This window comes from Alkalihalobacillus sp. BA299, from assembly GCF_017745675.1.
Classification (GTDB): Bacteria; Bacillota; Bacilli; order Bacillales; family Bacillaceae_F; genus Alkalihalobacterium.
In genome coordinates, this window is the sequence record NZ_JAFLJM010000002.1 from 275,473 (window position 1) to 296,166 (window position 20,694).

General features: G+C 37.4%; 21 protein-coding genes and 1 pseudogene. 4 read left to right on the forward strand and 18 right to left on the reverse strand.

Annotated features, from left to right (window positions below):
* Positions 1-138: 138 nt before the first annotated feature.
* Both galE and cysQ read right to left on the reverse strand, forming a co-directional pair.
* On the reverse strand, positions 139-1,131 hold the full coding sequence (gene galE, locus J0N78_RS03860; protein ID WP_209121703.1) for a UDP-glucose 4-epimerase GalE: 993 nt from the start codon (positions 1,129-1,131) through the stop codon (positions 139-141).
* 26 nt (positions 1,132-1,157) lie between these two features.
* Entirely contained in the window at positions 1,158-1,982 is an 825-nt protein-coding gene (gene cysQ / locus J0N78_RS03865) for a 3'(2'),5'-bisphosphate nucleotidase CysQ (RefSeq protein ID WP_307794896.1), read from the reverse strand.
* Between the two features lie 423 nt (positions 1,983-2,405).
* On the opposite strand from cysQ, the gene J0N78_RS03870 reads away from it, so the two are divergent.
* The 3 genes from J0N78_RS03870 (at position 2,406) to J0N78_RS03880 (ending at position 4,410) form a co-directional block, all read left to right on the forward strand.
* Positions 2,406-2,696, forward strand: coding sequence for a helix-turn-helix domain-containing protein (locus J0N78_RS03870; protein WP_209121704.1), 291 nt, complete (start codon positions 2,406-2,408; stop codon positions 2,694-2,696).
* Positions 2,697-2,843: 147 nt separating this feature from the next.
* The gene (locus J0N78_RS03875) at positions 2,844-3,335 is read left to right on the forward strand and encodes a competence protein ComK (protein ID WP_209121705.1); all 492 of its coding nucleotides are present in this window, start codon (positions 2,844-2,846) and stop codon (positions 3,333-3,335) included.
* 196 nt (positions 3,336-3,531) lie between these two features.
* Positions 3,532-4,410: a hypothetical protein gene (locus tag J0N78_RS03880; RefSeq protein WP_209121706.1), complete on the forward strand. Its 879-nt coding sequence runs from the start codon at positions 3,532-3,534 to the stop codon at positions 4,408-4,410.
* Positions 4,411-4,877: 467 nt separating this feature from the next.
* On the opposite strand, the gene J0N78_RS03885 is transcribed toward J0N78_RS03880, so the two are convergent.
* The 11 genes and pseudogenes from J0N78_RS03885 to J0N78_RS03930 all read right to left on the reverse strand — a co-directional run bounded on the left by J0N78_RS03885 (position 4,878) and on the right by J0N78_RS03930 (position 16,503).
* The gene (locus J0N78_RS03885; RefSeq protein ID WP_209121707.1) at positions 4,878-5,525 is read right to left on the reverse strand and encodes a YczE/YyaS/YitT family protein; all 648 of its coding nucleotides are present in this window, start codon (positions 5,523-5,525) and stop codon (positions 4,878-4,880) included.
* 251 nt (positions 5,526-5,776) lie between these two features.
* Positions 5,777-6,253: a DDE-type integrase/transposase/recombinase gene (locus tag J0N78_RS03890; RefSeq protein WP_209121708.1), complete on the reverse strand. Its 477-nt coding sequence runs from the start codon at positions 6,251-6,253 to the stop codon at positions 5,777-5,779.
* A 25-nt stretch (positions 6,254-6,278) separates the two neighbouring features.
* The gene (locus tag J0N78_RS03895) at positions 6,279-6,683 is read right to left on the reverse strand and encodes a transposase (protein WP_209121709.1); all 405 of its coding nucleotides are present in this window, start codon (positions 6,681-6,683) and stop codon (positions 6,279-6,281) included.
* Positions 6,684-6,778: 95 nt separating this feature from the next.
* A pseudogene (locus tag J0N78_RS25680) lies at positions 6,779-6,973 on the reverse strand (NAD-dependent epimerase); the annotation flags it as partial.
* A gap of 281 nt (positions 6,974-7,254) precedes the next feature.
* Positions 7,255-8,486, reverse strand: a protein-coding gene (locus J0N78_RS03900; RefSeq protein WP_209121710.1) for an IS3 family transposase whose coding sequence is annotated in 2 segments (ribosomal slippage) — positions 7,255-8,195 and positions 8,195-8,486 — 1,233 coding nt in all. Because the reading frame shifts where the segments join, the coding sequence is not laid out codon by codon here.
* 419 nt (positions 8,487-8,905) lie between these two features.
* Positions 8,906-10,300: a group II intron reverse transcriptase/maturase gene (gene ltrA, locus J0N78_RS03905; protein WP_209121711.1), complete on the reverse strand. Its 1,395-nt coding sequence runs from the start codon at positions 10,298-10,300 to the stop codon at positions 8,906-8,908.
* Positions 10,301-10,797: 497 nt separating this feature from the next.
* Positions 10,798-11,670 (reverse strand): hypothetical protein, encoded by an 873-nt coding sequence (locus J0N78_RS03910; protein ID WP_209121712.1) that lies wholly within the window; start codon positions 11,668-11,670, stop codon positions 10,798-10,800.
* A 107-nt stretch (positions 11,671-11,777) separates the two neighbouring features.
* On the reverse strand, positions 11,778-13,154 hold the full coding sequence (locus tag J0N78_RS03915; RefSeq protein WP_209121713.1) for a hypothetical protein: 1,377 nt from the start codon (positions 13,152-13,154) through the stop codon (positions 11,778-11,780).
* Between the two features lie 192 nt (positions 13,155-13,346).
* Complete coding sequence (locus tag J0N78_RS03920) at positions 13,347-13,673, reverse strand: SET domain-containing protein (RefSeq protein WP_209121714.1); 327 nt, start codon at positions 13,671-13,673, stop codon at positions 13,347-13,349.
* The gene (locus J0N78_RS03925; protein WP_209121715.1) at positions 13,670-15,541 is read right to left on the reverse strand and encodes a DEAD/DEAH box helicase; all 1,872 of its coding nucleotides are present in this window, start codon (positions 15,539-15,541) and stop codon (positions 13,670-13,672) included. The genes J0N78_RS03920 and J0N78_RS03925 overlap by 4 nt, the downstream gene beginning before the upstream one ends.
* 194 nt (positions 15,542-15,735) lie before the next feature.
* The gene (locus J0N78_RS03930; RefSeq protein ID WP_209121716.1) at positions 15,736-16,503 is read right to left on the reverse strand and encodes a DUF6710 family protein; all 768 of its coding nucleotides are present in this window, start codon (positions 16,501-16,503) and stop codon (positions 15,736-15,738) included.
* Between the two features lie 134 nt (positions 16,504-16,637).
* Between J0N78_RS03930 and J0N78_RS03935 the strand changes: the two genes are divergently transcribed.
* Positions 16,638-17,183, forward strand: coding sequence for a hypothetical protein (locus tag J0N78_RS03935; protein ID WP_209121717.1), 546 nt, complete (start codon positions 16,638-16,640; stop codon positions 17,181-17,183).
* Positions 17,184-17,348: 165 nt separating this feature from the next.
* Here the strand turns inward: J0N78_RS03935 and J0N78_RS03940 are convergent, their stop codons facing one another.
* The 5 genes from J0N78_RS03940 to J0N78_RS03960 all read right to left on the reverse strand — a co-directional run bounded on the left by J0N78_RS03940 (position 17,349) and on the right by J0N78_RS03960 (position 20,692).
* Positions 17,349-17,579 (reverse strand): hypothetical protein, encoded by a 231-nt coding sequence (locus J0N78_RS03940; protein WP_209121718.1) that lies wholly within the window; start codon positions 17,577-17,579, stop codon positions 17,349-17,351.
* An 84-nt stretch (positions 17,580-17,663) separates the two neighbouring features.
* Positions 17,664-18,080 (reverse strand): hypothetical protein, encoded by a 417-nt coding sequence (locus J0N78_RS03945; protein ID WP_209121719.1) that lies wholly within the window; start codon positions 18,078-18,080, stop codon positions 17,664-17,666.
* A 119-nt stretch (positions 18,081-18,199) separates the two neighbouring features.
* The gene (locus J0N78_RS03950) at positions 18,200-18,556 is read right to left on the reverse strand and encodes a hypothetical protein (protein WP_247747101.1); all 357 of its coding nucleotides are present in this window, start codon (positions 18,554-18,556) and stop codon (positions 18,200-18,202) included.
* Complete coding sequence (locus J0N78_RS03955; RefSeq protein WP_209121823.1) at positions 18,540-18,719, reverse strand: hypothetical protein; 180 nt, start codon at positions 18,717-18,719, stop codon at positions 18,540-18,542. Before J0N78_RS03955 ends, J0N78_RS03950 begins: the two co-directional genes overlap by 17 nt.
* Before the next feature lie 23 nt (positions 18,720-18,742).
* A complete protein-coding gene (locus J0N78_RS03960) occupies positions 18,743-20,692 on the reverse strand; it encodes a DNA polymerase (protein WP_209121720.1) in 1,950 nt (649 codons plus the stop codon).
* Between the last annotated feature and the right edge of the window lie 2 nt (positions 20,693-20,694).

Consider the following 20,694-nt stretch of genomic DNA (forward strand, 5'->3'; position numbering starts at 1 on the left):
TCAGGTAATTCAAGCTTCCTACTTTTTCAGTTTCTTTTTGTGCTTTGCACACTTCTCTAATTCAACTTTTTTTATTGGTTAAAGAAGCACGAGAACCGTCCCTGTGCTTCCCCCTGTGCTTCCCAGTGCTTCGGGGTGTCACTGTGACAGCCTCTCAAACTTCCAAGCATCCCGGCACATTGCGACAATATCACGTTTAGCCTTCCAACCTAATTCCCTCCATGCTTTTGAGACATCAGCGTAGCATGAGGCGATATCTCCAGGTCTCCGTTCTACGATTTCATAGGGCACCTTAATACCATTAGCATCTTCAAATGCCTTTACTAACTCTAAAACACTAGTACCCTTACCAGTTCCTAGGTTATAAATTTGAGCACCTTCGATGAGATTGTTCAATGCTGCAACATGACCTTCTGCCAAGTCCAGCACATGAATATAGTCTCTTACACCTGTACCATCAACTGTTGGAAAGTCATTTCCAAAAACTCGAAGCCTCTCCAGTTTCCCTTTGGCTACCTGTGTAACATAAGGCATTAGGTTATTGGGGATACCATTAGGGGCTTCACCAATCAATCCACTTTCATGGGCACCCACTGGATTGAAATACCGAAGGAGAGCAACTGAAAATCCCGAACTTGCTTTAGCTATATCTGTAAGAATCCGCTCACTCATGGCTTTAGTCTCACCATAAGGATTTGTTGTCGGCAAAAGATTCATGGTCTCTATAAAAGGAACCTTATTCTCCCCATACACCGTTGCCGATGAACTAAAGACAAATCGCTTAACACCATACTTTTGGCAGACTTTAGCCAGAACCATGGTGCTGACAATGTTGTTGTAATAATAAGCTAATGGTAATTCTACAGATTCACCTACAGCTTTCAGGCCAGCAAAATGAATAACTCCATCAATAGAATGATTATAAAAGATATCATCCACTGAGGATTCATCAGTCACATCTATCTGATAAAATGTTATTTCCTTATTTGTAATTTCCTTTACTCTATCTAATGTTTCAGCTTTACTATTGCATAAATTGTCAGCAACAATTACTGTATACCCTGCTTCAAGCAAGGTAACACATGTGTGCGAGCCTATATATCCTGCACCACCAGTTACTAGTATGTTCATTAGACAGTCACTCCTTTCTACCGAGTTTAATAATTAAAGCTTTTAAAAGCAACAATAAACCAAGGATTTAATAAATTTTCTTTATTATATTTAAGCGGCTCATTTGTATCTGTTGTCACTACTTTTCCACCCGCACATTCAACAACAGCTTGACCTGCGGCTGTATCCCACTCCATTGTTGGGGCAAAACGTGGATATACATCTGCTTTTCCTTCAGCTACTAAGCACAGCTTTAATGAACTACCAGCTGATGTTAATTCAACTTTACCATGCTTTTCTTTCAGGGTTTCAATATACTCTTCTGTTTCTTTAGACAAATGCGATCGACTCGCCACAACCGAACAATAGTCTCTTTCTTCTTTAATCGGTAAAGCAATACCAATGTCCTCTAATGGAATTTGCTTATTCACTTTCTCTAGAACGTTCTCCACTTTATAAGCACCTTGTCCCTGTTCACCAACATAAGCCACATCTAACACTGGAGCGTAAATGACGCCTAAAATAGGAGTACCATCCTTTATTAATGCAATATTAACTGTAAATTCACCATTTCGTTTCACAAATTCTTTTGTACCATCTAATGGATCAACTACCCACGCGTAATCCCATTCTTTTCTCTCACTATAGGATTGATGCTTTCCTTCCTCACTTAAGATAGGGATATTCGGATAATGCTGTTCCAATCCCTCTACAATCTTAATGTGGGATTTTCTATCTGCTAAGGTTAAAGGTGAATCATCTTGTTTATTTTCAACAGAAAAATCCGTTTCATATACAGACAAAATATCTTTTCCAGCTTCAACAGCTATATTTAAAATGACGGTTACATCCATTTGGTTATTTGCACTCACTATGTTAACTCCTTTTCTTTGGACTAATTAATTTCGAAATGTAGCTTTGAATTCAAAGCATCTACCTTACTACTATATTGTATTATATCGATACGAAATAAGTAATCAAAATGGGTAATACAATGGGAGGCAGCCCCCCACTTTTACTTTTCATATAACTCTAGCGGTAACTTATCTGGGTCTTAAAAAAGGTAAACTTTTCATCATTGTAATCTGAGCAAATAATTGCTATATGATGGGTTGTTGAACTCCATATTAAAAATCCTTTGTTATAGTATTTTAAAGCTACTTTATTCCTCTTGGTTTCTGACTCCCAATCCCCCAGAGACAAAAACTTTTACCTTTTTTTCATTTTGATACCGATCGTACGTCGCCAAACCCTTTTAAATAACTGATTATAGTAATTAAAAAGGGGCAAAAACGTTGGAAGGAGAACAAAAGACGCCAGAAGAGTTAGAAAACCATGTAAACAAAGTCATTGGAAACCACATAAGAGATCAACGAAAAAAATTAAAACTATCAAGCGCTGAAGTAGCGTTTAGAGCCCAAATCAGCCGCGCTTATTTAGGGCGTATAGAACGAGCAGAAGTCACAACGTCCCACTTTATTTTATTCAAAATTGCAAAAGTCTTAGGACTCGATATGAATCACCTATATAGAGATGCAGTGGAAGATGTAAATCATTATTTAAGAAAATTCCTCCCGCACAACTAGAACTATCATTTTATTGCTAACTATTTAAAATTTCTTTATATGTTCCTTTATTTAATTTGAATCAAAAATACTTTCACCTCGTCCCTCGCTTGTACCTGTCAAATTCATTCCACACAAACAAATCCTCTATACAAAGGAGCCATCCAAATGAACGAAACTACCCTTCCTCACTACGAAATCAATCGCGACACGTCTGCTCTTCTCCCTGTCTATCACTTAGATTATCAAACGGTCGTCTGGGAACGCGATCAACGTTATCATGTGAAAAAAACACCCCTACAACTCATTAGAGAAGCCTGCTTAGAAGGTGGTGCTGATTATGACGGAAGACGAGCCGCTGTCACTCATAAGACAGGTGTTACAAGCAAAATTCCTCTTCCCGTCAATCCTCACGAACAAATTTATGCCTTTCCAACCCACTCACCAAAGCTTCACGAATGTCATTGGCTCTTCTATCACCACATTAAATCAATTGAACGCCATACCGACACGCCAACTCATTCCATCATCACCTTCAAGGACGATAAAGAACTCTTACTACCTGTGTCCTTTCACACCATTGAACGACAAATGCAGCGTACCTCTTACTGCATCGTTCGCTTTTCCCTTCAACGCCCACATTTCAGCTACTACGAATAAAGGACGGTCAACAGAAAGAATTGGCCTTTCAAAAGATCCCTCATTGAAAGACTCTCTACACTCACGACCAGCTATCGCTTCAACCGCTCCACTTCTTTTTCAAACGAACCAACTAATCACTAATCACTAACCACCAACTACTAATACAACGATCCACTTCCCCACTGAAGGAACGTAATCTAAGGAGGCACTCCCCGTGAAATCAGGCCACATTGATCAATTCGCTCACTTAAGTGAGTTCCATTCTGTAAAAGAATTCAACGAATCCATGAAACAAGTACGAAAACTGTATGAGTATCACTTCACAAAAGGAGAACGAATCGCTCTTTTAACCTTAATTCAATACAGTGTCAAAAAACACGGCGTGTGTAATGCAAGAATCGGTAAACTCGTCCAAGCCGCACAAGCTCATAATGGAGGAATTTCACGCTCCACCTTTGAACGCATGCTGCGAAAAGCAAAAAAACTCGGCATCATCAGTATTCATCATACGATCCGTCAAAAAGGCGGCTACTCCCATAATGTCTATATCTTCCACCGCTTTGACGGGGCGACAAGCCCACAATTGCCAGACCGCAAACATGCCGAAACCCCAGCCCCACCATGCCATCAAGCCGAAGAAAAAGCCCCCGAAGCTCCTTTATTAGAAACTAAAAAGCAAAAACAACATCAAGAACAACGTCAACAAACACAAGAATCATTAAGAACAAAGCCCCTAGATTCAGTAAGATCAAAATCCCTAGATTCACTAGACTATACCTTTGTCCCGTCCTATGTCCCTACCCCATTTGTCCAAGTCGCCAAACCATTCTTTAACCGCGCCAAAGACATTTGTTCCCTATGGTACCGGACAACGATCGCCTATCGTTCCATGAAATTTAGTCAACCGATTGAGACCTTCCTCCCGACGATCATCCAAGCGTTCAAAGAAACGATTTATAAGTATAAGCAAAATTACATCAAAACAAGCTTCATCCAGTACTTTTACGGTACGGTCGCTGGGAAATTGGTCGTTGAAAAGAGGAGAATGGCTGTTGTGGAAAAGACTTGGGGGCGGTGGTTAACGGGAGAATGATGTAAACTTTAGACAACGTATAGTGTGGTTAGCGGATTTCGGGGTGTTACAGTGACACATCTTCACATAGGTTTTCAACAAATTTCAGGTAGCACGGTAGATCCCTAAAGATGTTTATTAATTATAGCTAATCATTTATAATAATAAGTAATATTACTGGTAACCATATTGAGATATTTTTGATTCGACATCCAAATCAGAAACCCATATAAACCCCTCACAATCTAGCATTCCAATATTCTACAAACGCTTCATTACCGCACATGTCTACAAAAAATGGTAAAAGTATTTTTCACTTAAATTATAAGAAGCAATTAACGAAAGACACTCACGATACGCTTTTTCAATCCTATGATTTCCGTCAATTAGCAGAATGAGGGTCAGTAAGCATACCCCGATTCTCTCACTTCTCTATTTCAACTATTTTTTTATTGGTTAAAGAAGCACGTGAACTGTCCCCATGCTTCTCAGCTAACATCCATTTGAGTATCCTTGTTTTGCTTTAGGGTAGCATCGTTACTCTTTACCCACTTATCGCAAAGAAGATAGGACCATTGAAAGATGGGACTCATTATGAATGTATAAATAAAAGTAAAGATAAAAACGGGACCTCCAAGGATAAGAGCTAATACAAGAACAGCACTCTCAAGGATGATGCGAGTTTTTCTAATTGACATCCTAGATTTCTCAGAAATGGCAAGAATAAATCCATCCCTCGGTCCTGCTCCAAAATTAGCCGCTGTATACATTCCACATGCAGTACCAATAAAGGCAATTGCGACAATAAGCAACAATATATCTACCATTCCATTAGGTGAATGAGGAAACACGTCCAAGAATAAAAAGAAGTCTACGATTGGTCCAACGAGAAGTACATTTAAAAATGTACCCATTTTTATATAAGAGCGGTTTAATCTAAATGTAATAAAAAGTAAAAATATGCCAATTAATACATTCCAAGTACCAATGGTTAGCCCCAAGTTATTATTCAGTGCAATATATAAAACATCCCATGGGTGTATCCCTAAATGTTGAACTTGTATAGAAACAGCAATCCCATAACTTACAATGATAAGCCCCATTATTAGCAAAAACATTTGTTTATAAAATTTCATGATTTCCCCTTCTCCTGTCGTACTATAAACACTATGAATATAAGAACCCCTATAATCTAATATTATTTTAAGCAACTCGCTTACCTTAGGAGGCATTAAGTTGAATATTAGTAAAATAAAATAATAAAAATAGACTTCAATCATTATTATATCATTTTCTGCTTATTTATTTTAGAATACTTTTATTCATATATAGGAAGCACGGGGACAACAATGAGATCTTACCATCTATTTCCTCATCTGCCACGACTTTAACAGAATGAATCCAACCTCCCATTCTCTGTTAACAACCGTTTGTAGGCGTTCGAAGTAAATTGATGTCCGTTATCACAATTTATAATCTCTGGAATACCATATTCGTTAAGCGTTTTTTCAATGGTTTCGATAACATTATGTAAATGAAGCGTAGGCGCTAACTGCCAGCCAACCACATAACGACTATACCAATCGATAATCGCAACTAAATAACTGAAACGATCCACCATCCCAATATAAGATATATCAATACTCCAAACATGATTCGGATGATCAATTGTTATATCATTTAAAAGATAACCAGATGCCACCCCGACATTCTGCTTTGATGGAATTTTGATCTTCATCTTCTCCATCAAACTGCTCGTTCGCTTCAAACCAATCTTAATATTGTACCGTTTTCGAAGTCGATCATTCACTAATCGAAACCCAAAACCGGGGAACACCGTATGTATTTCATCGATACTATTCATAATTAGCACATCATCCAAAGAAGGTTCAATGGATGATGTGTAATAGGCAAGAACGTGAAATTTGCAGTAGATCACATTGGCGGTTTATCGATAGTTTCGGATATTGCAGTTCTATTAAACTCTTACGATCTTTGATCCGCATCCCTCTTACTATATTACTCTGTAAATAAGTCAACTCAATATCCTTGTTTTTTAACTCATTTAATAATCGAATTTTTTCTTTCTCTAATTCTTCGACCTTTCGATCCGCCGCTGTTTCCTTATATAAAACGATCTGCAACATACGTAAAGCCTCTTCTTTCCATTTTCGTAATGTTAAATAAGTGATCTTATACTTCTCACAAATACTAGCCATTGTCTGATTACTCCCGAAAAGGTCTAAAATAACCATTCCCTTAAATTTCGGAGTATATTTCCTGGAATTTTTCATGGCTAAAACTTTAGCATAATTAGTAGATTTGTGTCCATATTTTTGGGTACGCTATGATATATACCCCCGCCAAGTTTTCACTCAGCGGGAATTTATTACTTAACTTTATAATAATCGACATACCAATCGGCAAATTTCTGTAGCCCTTCTTCAATCGAAGTCTCCGGTTTAAAGCCCACAGCTTTCTGCAATTGATCAGTCGAAGCATAAGTAGCTGGTACATCACCTGGCTTAATTGGTTCAAAGATCTTCTCAAATTGGACTTCTCTACCTAAAGCCTTACTTAAGGCCCCTTGATACCAGTTAGATAAAAAATCTAGGGATAGTCTTACGGATTAACCCCCGAAATTTGGACATAAGCTCTCTTATTCTTACTCGTTCTTATCTTTTTGTTTTTTATGCGCTCTTTCAATATATTTCACTAGGGCCAAGTAGCTTGACAAGGAGCCTATGCGGGCATAATTCTCTTGCCAGGAAGCCAGCTTTATTAGATAGCTGGCAACGCCAAACGAGGCTATCATGCCCGCCACTCCATGTCAAGCTGTGCTTCTAAATTTGTTTCGTTATCATCCTACAGATGTATTTTTTTGATCTCTAGCTTTTCAACCTGTTGCTTCGTATAAAATTCCTGTGGCGACATATCGAGAATACTGGAGTGCATACGACGTTCATTGTAGAATTTCATAAACGTTGAAACTTCCCGATAGGCTTCTTCATAGGTTTGAAATTGGAATCTACTCAAGCATTCATCTTCCAAAATGCGATGGAAGGATTCAATATGAGCATTCATATTAGGCGTTTTTGGTGAAATTCTTTCATGTTCCATTTTCAAAGTTTCAAAGCCCTTTTGAAAGGCATTGGAAATAAACTGTGGCCCGTTATCTGTTCGTATCACAGGTTTTTCCAACTTATCGAATTGTTGCCGTTTTAACAATGCACGCTTTAATGTCTGAATGGCATCTTTTCCACTGCAGCTTAAGCCAATACGGTAATCAATAATCGATCGGTCGTATACGTCAATATAAGACAGGACAAAGAAAAATCGTTGTTCTCCTTCAATATATCCATATTTAATGTCCGTTTCCCACAGCTTATTAGAAGCTGTAATGGTACGGTTTCGCGCTAATCGTCTTGGATAGGTGACTTTTTTCTTCCGCTGTGGTCGTAAAATATCAAGTTCTTTACACAGACGGTAAACCTTCTTTTTATTGACGATGAGATTATAGTTTCGACGTAGTTGTTTGGTGAGCTTACGGTATCCATACGCATAAGCATCGCCTTCAATTTCTTCTAATAACCATTCTTTTATTTGTTCATCTGATATTTTCTTTCCGTCCTTCGTGATGGAGTAACCTGGTGCTGGACGTCCCTCACTCACTTGTTTTTCCTCTACCTTATAATTCTTTTGGTAATAGTAGGTGGAACGAGGAATACCAAGTATTTTTAGCACCATTGAAACTACGTAACCTTTGTTAATCCAGTGGTCTGCTATTTCAAGTTTTTCAGTAAGTGAGGGTTTTTCTTTTTTATAAGATCACGGAGTATGGCAATCTCTAGGTCTTTTTCACCGAGTAACTTTTTGAGTTGATCATTTTCTTGAGATAACTGTTTTGTTTCTAAGGGAGACGTATCACCATTGGTAGTATGGTCATCAAACTTCCCTTCTTTATATTCTTTCACCCAACGATTTACCATGTTAGGGCTAAGCTCGTAACGACGTGCAACAAGTGCTGCATTTCCTGTTTCAATGGACTCATTGGCAACTTGTATTTTAAACTCTCTCGGATGTCTTGTTCTTTTCATGATGTAAGTCAGCTCCTTTAGTTAATATTATTATAAAATAACTAGTTAGAGCTGTCCAAGTTCATATCGGGGCTATAGAGCTTAGATTGAATTAAAAACGCTAAATATAGATAAAATTGGGTATTTTTTATCTAACCATAGTAACTATTCAGGACTTTTGAAGGGTATAGCTGTTAGATAAATGAAAAATGACCAAAACAAAAAAGCCCACCACCTTTTTAAAGTTAACCCGTTTGGTTGAGAGGTAGAATAGGGCAATATGCAATTAATTCTGCGTATCTTATATCATTCACTTTTGCACCTAATTTTGCTGCAATATGTATAAAAAAAAGAAAAAGACAATCGAGTAGGAGGAGGCAATTAGCCTCCGACCTCTCACACCACCGTACGTACGGGTCCGTATACGGCGGTTCAATAAGTTAAGTGTGTTTAGAATGTATCGAGGAATATAGTTGGGTTAGATTGAGTAAACCAATCCGCTCAAGAAGATGGTTTGGAATAGCGGTATTTAAGATAAAACTATTTGAAATATGCCAATATCCTTTTCGAGTGTTTGCCCATTCCCAAGCCTTTTGCTTGGGAATTTTTAGTTTCATGAGGCTTTTGAAGCGAGTCCTAACCTTCTTCCACCTTTTCCAGATCATTTGCCTAATCCGTCGACGTATCCAACGATCAATTTTTTGAACATAGGTTTTCATAAGACCAATTCCATAGTAATTAATCCATCCCCTAGTTACTTGATTGATCTCCTTGATAATCTCTCGGATCTCTCCTGGTCGTTTGCGGGAAGTCAGGTTTTTCATTTTTTCTTCAAGTCGCTTTTTCGCCTTGATATGTGGACGGACTTGTACTCCATTTCTCGTTGGTTGTATACAGAACCCTAAGAACTTCCGTTTCGTCGGTCTACCGACTTCGCTTTTCTCCTTGTTCACCGTTAGCTTTAGTTCTTCTTCAAGAAATTTCGTGATGCTTTTTAGTATTCTCTCACCAGCCCTTTGACTTTTCACGTAGATATTACAGTCATCTGCGTAACGGATAAACTTGTGTCCACGTCTTTCTAGTTCTAGGTCCAGTTGGTGAAGATAGATATTACTAAGAAGCGGAGATAGATTTCCTCCTTGAGGAGTTCCAACCTCGCTCGGCTCATATTTTTCACCAATCATAATGCCACTTCGCAAGAATTTACGAATTAGCTTAAGCACTATTGGGTCCTGAATTAATTCCTCTACATGGTACATGAGTTTGTCATGGTTGACTGTATCGAAATACTGCTTCATATCAATGTCTACCACGTATCGGTATCCCTCTTCGTAGTACTGTTTTGCTTTTCCGATTGCGTCGTGAGCACTTCGGTTTGGGCGGAAGCCAAAACTGTTTTCAGAGAAATAGGGGTTGATCCATTTTTCAATTACTTGAAGAATCGCTTGTTGGACAAGTCGGTCTTTGACCGTGGGAATTCCTAGTTTTCTTTTTGAACCATCCGGCTTCGGGATTTCAACCCGCTTAACGGGTTGTGGTTGATACGTTCCATTTTTAATGGAAAGCACCAGAGACCTGCTCTCTTTGGCTAAGAATAGGCGCAATTTGTCTACCGTCATTCCATCTATCCCAGGTTTTCCTTTGTTCTTCTTGACTCTTTTATAAGCCCTATTGAGGTTACCTCGATCAATAATCTCGCTGATCAATTCTGAACATTCACCATCTCTTCTTCTAGGTTCAGCGTGAAGTATACTGCACGCTTCCGCCGTATATTCAGGTTCCACCCTATCTTCTAGCGGGTAGCCCTCTTTTGATGTTTTCTGTGGTCGATGCATACTCCTCACCTCCGTTAGTTCCAAGATTCTCATTGTTCGGTCCTTCATCCATTGGACTACTATGACCTCTGCTGACTTCTTACCGTTCACGAGCTCATCACTGAGCTCGTTGTTTTCTTAAGAAATTTCTTTATCTCGAAAACCCCGGTAAGACCTCCCCGGGTAAGTCTAACCGCTTTCCTCTCGTAGACACTGGATTTACTGTAGGAGATTCGGGCAGTGTTGGACTTCGTTTTGTAATGGAAACTCGTCCGTCTCCAGTCAGCCTTATATCCAGTTTCTGTCCGTTGCCCCGAGATTTTGCGTCCGGCTTCCTTCAGATTCTAGGTCACCCTAGACACCCTTGCCATTCGCTAACAGTTCCCACTGCCAAGCCTGTAGTGGACTTTCACCACCTAGCTGTTAGACATGCCGGGCACACATCGAAAAAGGCATTGCGGAATTCGCGATGCCTTTAATCATCAGAGTTATTTTTTTCTTCTTCTGCAAATTCATTATTATATGTCCAAAAACAATTGACCATCATGGTTATTATTCAACCTTCCTTTTTTAAGTAAGTCTCCTCCTCTAACACCTCTTTGATATCTTCTTTTAACAGTAGAAAAAGGTAATCCAGCTTCTTTTGCCCAAGCATTCATTGTTTTTCTTACACCATTTATTTCAATAAGGAATTTATGCTCATATATTGTTCCAACTGGAGCTAACAAATTCTCTTCTTTGCACCCAGTGTAAAGTCGTCTTTGTAACGTTTTATATGGCAATCCGCTTATTTCTGCCCATTCAGCTATAGTTTTTGTTTCACCGTTAATAGTTACATAATGGTTATTTCTTTTGTTCCTCTGTTGTTCAATTTCTGTACTCCATTTACAATTATTAGGATCGTAGTCCCCATCAACATTAACCCTATCAATCGACAAGTCGTTTCTGTAACCATTTCTTAGAGCCCATTCTTTAAAAACTTCAAATGATTCCATCCACTCTTGACATACTTTAATTCCTCTCCCACCATACTCTTTATAACGGTCATTATTTTTATTTGTACACCTTTGTTTAATTTGAGTCCATGTATTATATAATCTTGTCCATCTCATACCGTGAGTTTTACTTGCTTCTTGAATTTTTAGAAAAGCACAATTTCCAGGATGATATCCATCTTCTTTGTCTTTCCTTACTAATTGTAACCCCTCTTGATAACCATTTTGTTTTGCCCATTCCACAAAAGCTACGGGATCATCTTTCCATTCATCACAGATCCATATTTCCCCCTTTTTATGGTGATTTGCTTTATTACTGCTATAGCACTTACTTCTCATTGATTTCCAAACCTTATATATTTTCGTTCTGCTTAATCCGTGTTTTTCAACAAACATAATTACCGCCCTTTAACATTCATTATTCTAAACACATTAACTAGATTTTGATTCATTGAAAATGAATTTTATCTATTCATTTTCATGTTATTATATAGGTTCACTTATCAAGAACCTTTCCTTATATGCGAATATTCTAATTCCTGTAACGATAGCATCATAATTCTCCATTCTGCCTCTTTATAACCACGAACAACAGTTTCACCATTTTCATCTTCATAGGATAATCTAAACTTATGTACTATTTCATAAATTGTATGCTCTTCTTCTCTTTCAAATTCTAGTAACATTTCAATTTCACTAATTGCAGGTGCGTTATCATAAACGTTTACTAATTTAAAACCTACCAATTTCTTACCTATAAAGATTTCACGAAGTTCCCCCGCTAACTTTCCTACTGTCTTATCTTTTGTAAAATGTTTCGAAACCATCTTAGCCATTTTGCCGTAGTTCTTCTCTAATAAGTAATAATGAAATTCAATTAATGCCCGTTCAGGTGTGTTCTCGCTATAATCACTAACCTCTCCCTTTTCAGGCAGATCCTCCCCAACCGTTAAATCTCTTTTCACCCAATTGTTCATATGCTCTTTCTGCTTTTGATTTTCCTGATATTGTTCTAATGAACTTGCAACCTGTGTCATTGTCTCTTCAAAAGATGGTGGGACGAATTCTTTATCGATACCTTTTTTACCAGCCTTAATCGCATCTGCCCAGTCTCTTAATGCAAGTAATGTAGAAAGTGCCTTTGAGGAAACTTTTACATTGGCATAGCCTAAATCTCTACCATGTAAAATTCCATTCCTATATGGTAATTCAACTTCCTCATCTGTAGTTTTCTTGCGACTTTTACCAAATATTTTAGTAATAGCACCTAAACCACTATCATGTGCTGCAATTGTGTCCCATACTGTAAGTTCAACATTTTCTGCAAAGAAACCGATATGTTCAAAATCATTCACGAACCCATCAATCATCATCAAAAATAATGGAACACTTGCATGGTATCTCCCGCTAAAGTGATCTTCTAATGCGTTTAACATTAAGGTTCTCCTAGGCTGAAATTCTTTTAGGGCCATAAGTCTATTAGCCAGAAAATTTACTTGCTCCCTATTAGTGAAGTATTCAATTAAAGCATCCTCTGCTTCATTAGGATTTCCTTGTTCAGCAAGCTTGACGCACTTTTCCATTAACGGGAAGTTTAAATTCTCAAATGCAATCCATCCCTTTTTTGCAAAGAAATGATTAAATCTGTCCGGTATTATTTTTAATACCTTATATTGATTGTAAGACTCTTCAAATTGTTGAAATGCTTCTTCAAACTTCGGCTCCCTAAACCCAAACTCTTTAGCTAATAAATATAATTGTTGAAAATCATGTGCACCTTTAAAAGTCATGTCCATTTCTTTGAAGCTATAATTGTCCTTAATTTGTTTTTTATTCTGCTTCCTCGTTCTCTTTTTATTTTTGTTTTTCTTTTTACCCATTTCATCTACTCTCCTCTCGCAAATCCCTATTAACTGATTTTACCATATATGTACATTACAAAACTCACCAAGTAGCACCTAAAACCTAGACGCTTATTAAGACTATGGCTGTTAGATAAATGCAAAATGCCCAAACAAAAAAAGCCCACCACCTTTATAAAGATAATGAGCTCATATTGAAAAGTTATTATATTAAACAGCTTCTACTCTGAATTGCATATTCTTTTTTATTTCTTTATACTTACGTGCTACCTCTTTACTACGATCATAAATAACATCAGTTTCCCCATTTACGAAACCAATCAAAGTAAGTAATCGTTTCTCCTTATCAAATTGATATTTATACTCAGCTTCTTCACCATTTTCTAGAATACATTTTGTTGTAACAATTAAGCCAGTTTGATTGGACTCAAAGTTTACAGACGTATAATTAGGTAATGTAGCATTGTTAATCAATTCTTCTGGATTCACTTTAGGTGAATAAAGTTCGTCATACAATCGTTCTATCATCTCATTCATTTATTTTCCTCCTCATTTTTATCAATTATCTCACGAATATATCTATCAAGAGACTTTGCTAATTCCACAGCTTCTTCATATTGATCAAGTGTCCATTCGTCACGGGGAGCTTTCAATTCATTCTTTAAGTATGCATTAAAATAATTCCCTAATAAAGCCCCATTTGTCTTAACAGTACCGTATATCCAGCCATAACTTTTTCTAGGTAAAATATACCTTCCTTTTACTAACTCGTCACCTTCCAGGTCTAGGTTATAATCGGCTACTAACTCAGGTATCAATTCTTCACGAATCAGTGTATCAAAATCTTTTCTTCTCTGAAAATAAAATTTATCTGGACGAAGCAATCTTTCTGTATCAGTGCTCTTTTTAGACTGCCTAATAAAACCCTTAGCTTTGCCTTCATCGATGCCTAACAGGTCTTGAAGTTCACGGATTTTTTTATTTTCTTCTTCTAATTTTTCTTTTCGCTTCCTTATTAATTCAGTTTCCACAAAGGTATCCTTTTCAATCCTAAAATCATCTGATTCATTAGCTTCTCCCTTTGTTAAATCTTTTGACCCGGATCCACCTAAATCTAAGTTTTTATCTTCTTTAATCTTTTTTATAGCATCTCGCTTAACTTTTTCTTTTTTATAATACTCCCACAATGGTTCTAAGCCTAACTCTTTGTGGTGAATAAGCACAGCTGTATTATCCTCTTCTGTGAAAGTTCCATCTTCCGATTCAATGGCCCTTAAAGTACGACCAATAAATTGAGCATAAGGAAGCAACGTTTTAAATGGACGGAAAATAGCCGCTATTGATAAGAATTTGTGGTCATATCCTTCACCCAACATGGCAACGTTAATAACTACATCAACTTTATCCTCATTTATCTTTTTAAGCTCCTTTTCCTGCTCAAACTTTTCTAGTTTACTATGGACGATCGATGACTCATAGCCTTTTTCTTTATAAATTTTTTGTATATCCTCAGCATGATTGATACTACATGCAACGGCTATGATTTTATGTGGATTATTTGTTAATTCTTTCTTTTCTTTCAAATGTTTTATGGAAAGGTCAACTATCTTTTCATTACTTTCTCTTGATAATGCTACGGATCGCTGAATCCAGTTTTCTTCTCTTATATTACCTTCCCTTAGTTCATCAAGTGTATATGTCTTACTTGGGTCGTTATCAAGCGTAAAGAACATTTGGTCTGGTATATGATCAATTTTTTCTAAACTCTTTACATACCCTTTTGCCATTGCTTGAGCCAGGCTATATTTGTAAATTTCTTTTCCTTCAATGGCTCTACCGTCACTTCTAAAAGGTGTTCCAGTAACCTTAAGTACTTTACTTCCTTCAAAATATTCAATTGCTCTTTTCCACGTTTTTGCTTCAGCATGATGTGCTTCATCAATTATTATCATGTCGAAAAAGTCAGGGTTAACTCTTTTTATCAATGATGAATCCAAACGTTCTTGTAATTTATGAACATTTAAAACTACTAAATCGGCTTGATGAATTATTTCATCTGTCAATGTTTTCTCGTATTCTATTAAAGTAGGTAACTGATGAACCTCATCGAATACCTTTGAGAACATCCAAAAATTCTTCGGATGGGTGGGGTCTATTGACCCTAAAACCGAATCTCTTATTACGGTCTGTGGAGTAATAATTAGTACTCTTCCATCAGAAATTTTAAAAGGAGCTATCCCCATCAAACCAGTCTTTCCGGTTCCGGTTGGAAGTGTAACTAATGCATGTTCTTCACATTTTTTATTTATAAAATGATCATATATTGCTCTGTATGCATCTTCTTGAGGTTCTCTCAAAAAGCTATTACCAACAATGTTAGCTGGTGCATCTAGAAAGTAGCCCATTTTTCAAACCGCCTCTCAAGTATAAATTACTTCTATTATCTATTATACTTGAATATTTTCCCATATATTCGACAAAATCAGTCATTATTTTTACTATAATAACATCACCACTTAAATTAAATATTGTCCTAACACTACAAGTTAACCCACCAAGTAGCTGTATAAAATCTTATACGCTAACTTGATGGGTTGCTCTAATAACTTATTGAGTTTTCCTTCATCAAACGACCTATTTCAAAGATAGCTGCAATTTCAGCATTCTTAACTGGTGATATTTTAAAACAATCCTCCTTCCAATAATAATTAACTCCATCACAATGTACATAATCATACACAGCGCTTATATCATAAATGACTTCAGGCGTAATACTACCTTTCCCTTGAATTATTCCAGTGGATATTGAATGATTACCTCCCCCAACCCATGCAATACCCATTGGTAACCATAAGTCTACACAATGATTATGGTCTTGCCGCCAAGGTCCATCTACTCTGCCTTCACCTATTCGAGCAATACAATTAACCAATCGCGAGGTTCTCCATGACCACGGCAAAACTAAATCATGACTTAATAAAACTGTTTTTTCTTCCTTTAATTCATTTATTATATCCTCAAATTCCTTACCATCCAGCGACAGCGAAGCTCGCAGATCAAAAAGCACTTCTTCAGGAAATAAGCTAGGTAATTCTGATTCAGTTTTTTTATAAAGCAAATTAGTTAAATATTGAGTTTGAAGCTTTCTTCCTACTAACCGAACAACATCAATAAGTGGATGTTCTACTTCATCACTTAAAGGTCCTCTTACTTCTTCTAACTTTTTTGTTTGCTCCAAAACAGAATTAGCAAACTCCATGATACTATCAAAATCTTCCTTATTCTTCTTTGCATTGATTTTTCTATGGATATCATCTATACGTTGATTTGCACTTTTCTCCTTTTTCTTCTTTATTTTAAAAAACAAATTACCATCCCCCCTTCAAATAATGCTTATGATTGGGATAGTAAAAAAATACTACAAGTTCTCTAGAATAAAGAATACTTCTAATTTTTGACCAATATATTTTATTATTGTACAAAAAATGAGGGGGGTACTACATGTTTAATATTTTCCGCAAGAGAACGACGGTTGTGAAAAAATTAAATGAAGAGAGTAAAAAATCCAAGGTGGATAACAAGGACAAACAGAAAGAGGATTTGCCTAAAATTAAACTTGTTACATTATTAGACCTAATAAAACACGGGGATGAAATTAACCTTAACATTGAAAACGAAGATGCCTATGAAGGAGATGCATTATTAGCTAAAAGAAGAACTCTTATATTAGACGGTTTAAGTATTCGATTTTCAGAATGGGCAGAATGGACTGTAATCGTTAATGTTCACCATGACAATAAGGATTTCGCTGTCTATAGCAATGATGAATTAAAAATTGATTGGGATAATGAAACTGTTGAGCATGCCCGAAAACATTCATATCAGGATATAGAAGTAGATTGGACACATGAAGGTGAATGGTGTGAATATATTACTTCGACAGTCCATGATTTAAAAAAGAAGTTGGATAAACACCGAGAAGATACAATACGACAAGCCAAACTTGAAAAGGAACGACAGTATCAATTAAAAGTAAAAAAAAGATAATGAGCAGAAAGAGTACTTCAATCAAGTTTTTAAAAATAAGAAATAGTATCTGCCATAACATGGCCCACCAAGTAACCATCTAATTCTAGACGCATACTCGGTGGGTTGCTTGTTCTCCTTTATTTTCTTTTCTTCCAATGATGAGCCAGTTAATCTATTACTCTATTAAGTTATTAACTCCGCAAAACTATTAACCTTACAAACCTGATAATGAAACACTTCTCTGGTTCCACCCTTTTCCGGTGCTTTAAATCTTTCCATTTTTCCTTCCTTCATTAGGGGTCTCAAGATAACTTGGAAGATCTTTGTATCAGAAATGACTATCCTCTCATTCATAAAATCTACAATCTCTTTTACTGCTTTGGGCTCCTCGCAAAATACTAGAAGCTCCGCCACCTCAGGCCCTTCTAAAAGTTCCTTATGTTTTTCCTTCGTTTTCTGCTTCCTTTGCTGTCTTTTGTTTTTGTCAATATGAAATTATCAAATACATCTTTTAACCTCAACATAATCATCATAGGTTTCGGGCATTTCATATTCCAGTTCAAATATGAGGTGGTAGGTGACCTTTCCATCTTTACACACTTCAGCTCGACTAATAAATTCTTGAAACAATTCTTCTGGGAAGTCCTCACTTGTTCCTTCCACATACTTTTTCACCTTTTTCATCATTTCCTTGAGCATATTTCTTTCTTGTTCCACACGTCTTTCGCGTTCACTAAAATGCTTCAGTCGTTCATGCAATTCCACCAATTCTTCCGTCAATTGATCCACCAGCTGTGTGTTTTGGCCGTTATCATGAATCCCTTCTTCAACGGCACTGTACAAAGTTTGGTTTTGAATTTCTACTCTTTCCTGCAAAGCTGCTCTTTCTTTTTCCTCTTCCTCTGTTAATTCCAATCTATTAATCTAGTGCAAGACGTCATTTTTAAAAATTAGGGTCCGTATGAATTTGTTTTAAAAAGTGGATGAAGTTCCACTCTAAATAATCCTGGCGAATACGCCTTGTATCGTATCGTTCAGCCATAGCCAAACATGGTCTCAACTGATGCCCATAAATCACCTTTCACAAAGTCAGCATCAAGGGAAACAATCTGCCGCCAAACCACACCGTCATGTTTTCTTCTGCCTCCCTTTAAGGTTCCACCGACAAACCCACCAACATCTTTAATCTCATCTTGCTTTGATTTAGAAAACTTCTTGTATTCCTCATATGTTTCGTGCGTTTTAACTGTATTGCTTAACTTCTGAACGACTTCAGCCCAACGCATCTCTCGATTTTTCCAGTTCAGTTCTTTTCGGTTTCTTCCGGTTGCAATCGTGAGGTTTCCATCATGTTTTAAACTATGACTTCTTTTTTCACTGAGCTCTTTCACATCTACCAGCCCTCCTTCGTAACACAGTACCTAGGCCTTTTTTGGCCCCTTCCAAATCACCAGAAAGAGCCTGACCTTTCAATGTCTTCATTGTTTGTTTTGGTAGTACATCTTTGTACCGTTTTAAGTCCATTAAATATTCCACTGTATCTTTGTCAGCCAAACGCCATCGCTCCTGTTCAACTGTTAATCTTTCTTGTAATAGAAGGTTTCAAAGCTATCTGCCCCAAGAGGTAATCCTGGAGCCCACTCAATCGGTTGACCCATAACTTCTTCGACTTCTTCCATTGATCCAGTTCCGACTGGAACATCAAGAATGACTTCATCGTGGACATGAAAGTTAATTCGATATCCCGCTTTATCCAATCGAAGCATGGCAACAGCAAGACAATCTCTAGCTATGGCTTGAATAATATTCTCCGTGAGTTTGCCACCATAAGTAGGAATTCTGCCCCACTGCTTGGATCCTTGTTCCGTTCCTTCATACGTGAGCTGCTCTTTTCCAAACCGCTCATCTATTCCAATTTTCGGTCTAACATATGCAAGGGAACGACCAGATGGCAACGTAATAAATAAAATCCCTTTGGAGTAATGAAAAGTAAGACCATACTGTATCTTCACGACTGCTTTTTCCTTCACAGCTTTGATTGCTGACGCTTCTATACCCCACCAAAGTTTCACGATTTTTGGATTTGCTTCTCGCCAAGCGGAAACTAACTCTGGAAGTTCGTCTTCGGTCAGGCCCATTTCTATAGCTCCCATCTGCATCAATGCCCCTTTCGCCCCACCGTAGCCAAGAGCCAATTCAGCAATTTTCCCTTTCTGCCTAAGCGGGCTACCTTTATCAATCGTTTCTATTGGTACTTTAAACATCTGTGCAGCAGAGGCTTCGTAAATTTTCCCATGAGATTGAAACACATCCATTCGCCAACGTTCTCCCGCAAGCCAAGCAATCACCCTTGCTTCAATTGCTGAAAAATCGGCTACAACAAAACGGTGGCCCTTTGACGGAATAAACGCCGTTCGGATTAACTGCGATAATACATCGGACACACTATCAAATAGAAGCTCCAATACTTCGTAGCTCCCCGACTTCAATAGTTCTCTTGCAATCTGTAAATCTTTTAAACTGTTTCTAGGTAGGTTATGAATTTGAACAAGTCTACCAGCCCAGCGTCCAGTGCGGTTCGCCCCGTAAAATTGCAGCAACCCTCTAATCCTTTGGTCAGAACAGATGGAACGCTTCATTGCTTCATACTTTTTCACTGATGTTTTGGACATTGCTTGTCTTAATTCCAACAGGCGCTTTACTTTGGGTTTTTCCACTTCACTCATCAGTGCTTCGACATTTTTCTTTGCAAGGCTATCGACTTCTAACCCTTGCTTTAGCAACCAACCTTTTAATTGGGCTGGACTATTCGGGTTTTCGAGTCCTGTTAAACGTACAGCTTCTTCAAAGAGCTTATCCTGAAATGCCTTATCTGCCTTTATAGCATTTGTGACTAAGGTTTGATCAATAAGAACACCTTCATCATTTATCTTTTGGTCCAACTCCCAAAGCTTCTGTTCGACTTTGGGAATTGGGAATGAATCTAGTTTCTTCCGAATTTGTCTTTCCACCTCAACGTCCTGTTTGCAGTAATCCTTAAAAGTAGCCCACTTATCCATATCATGTTCTGGTAGATTACGGGTCCTTCCCTCATTTACTTTGGTAGGTTTACAAGGAACTGAAAAGTAACGAATTAAGGCTTTCCCTTCCTTCAATTTCTGTTCTTTTAATCTAAGACACTTGGCCACTCCATCGAGGTATCCAGGTAAGCCAAGCATTAAAGCATGAACCGATGAACACCGCCATTGATCTGGTGGCATCGATTGATTAAAATGCTTGGCTAAACACGTTCTTTCGAAGTTGGCATTGTATGCTGTCTTTATAACTTTTGAATCTGTAATGGCTTTTAAAATGTCAGCTGGTATAACCTCACCAGAAGCCAAGTCAACAATCTGCACCTCTTCGTCATCAGAGGCATAAGCAAATAGAAGAATTTCAAAATCAGATGATTCACAATAGGCATAGACCCCAGATTTAATGAGGTCTACACTACTGTAAGTTTCTATATCAATGGATAATAGTTTCATAG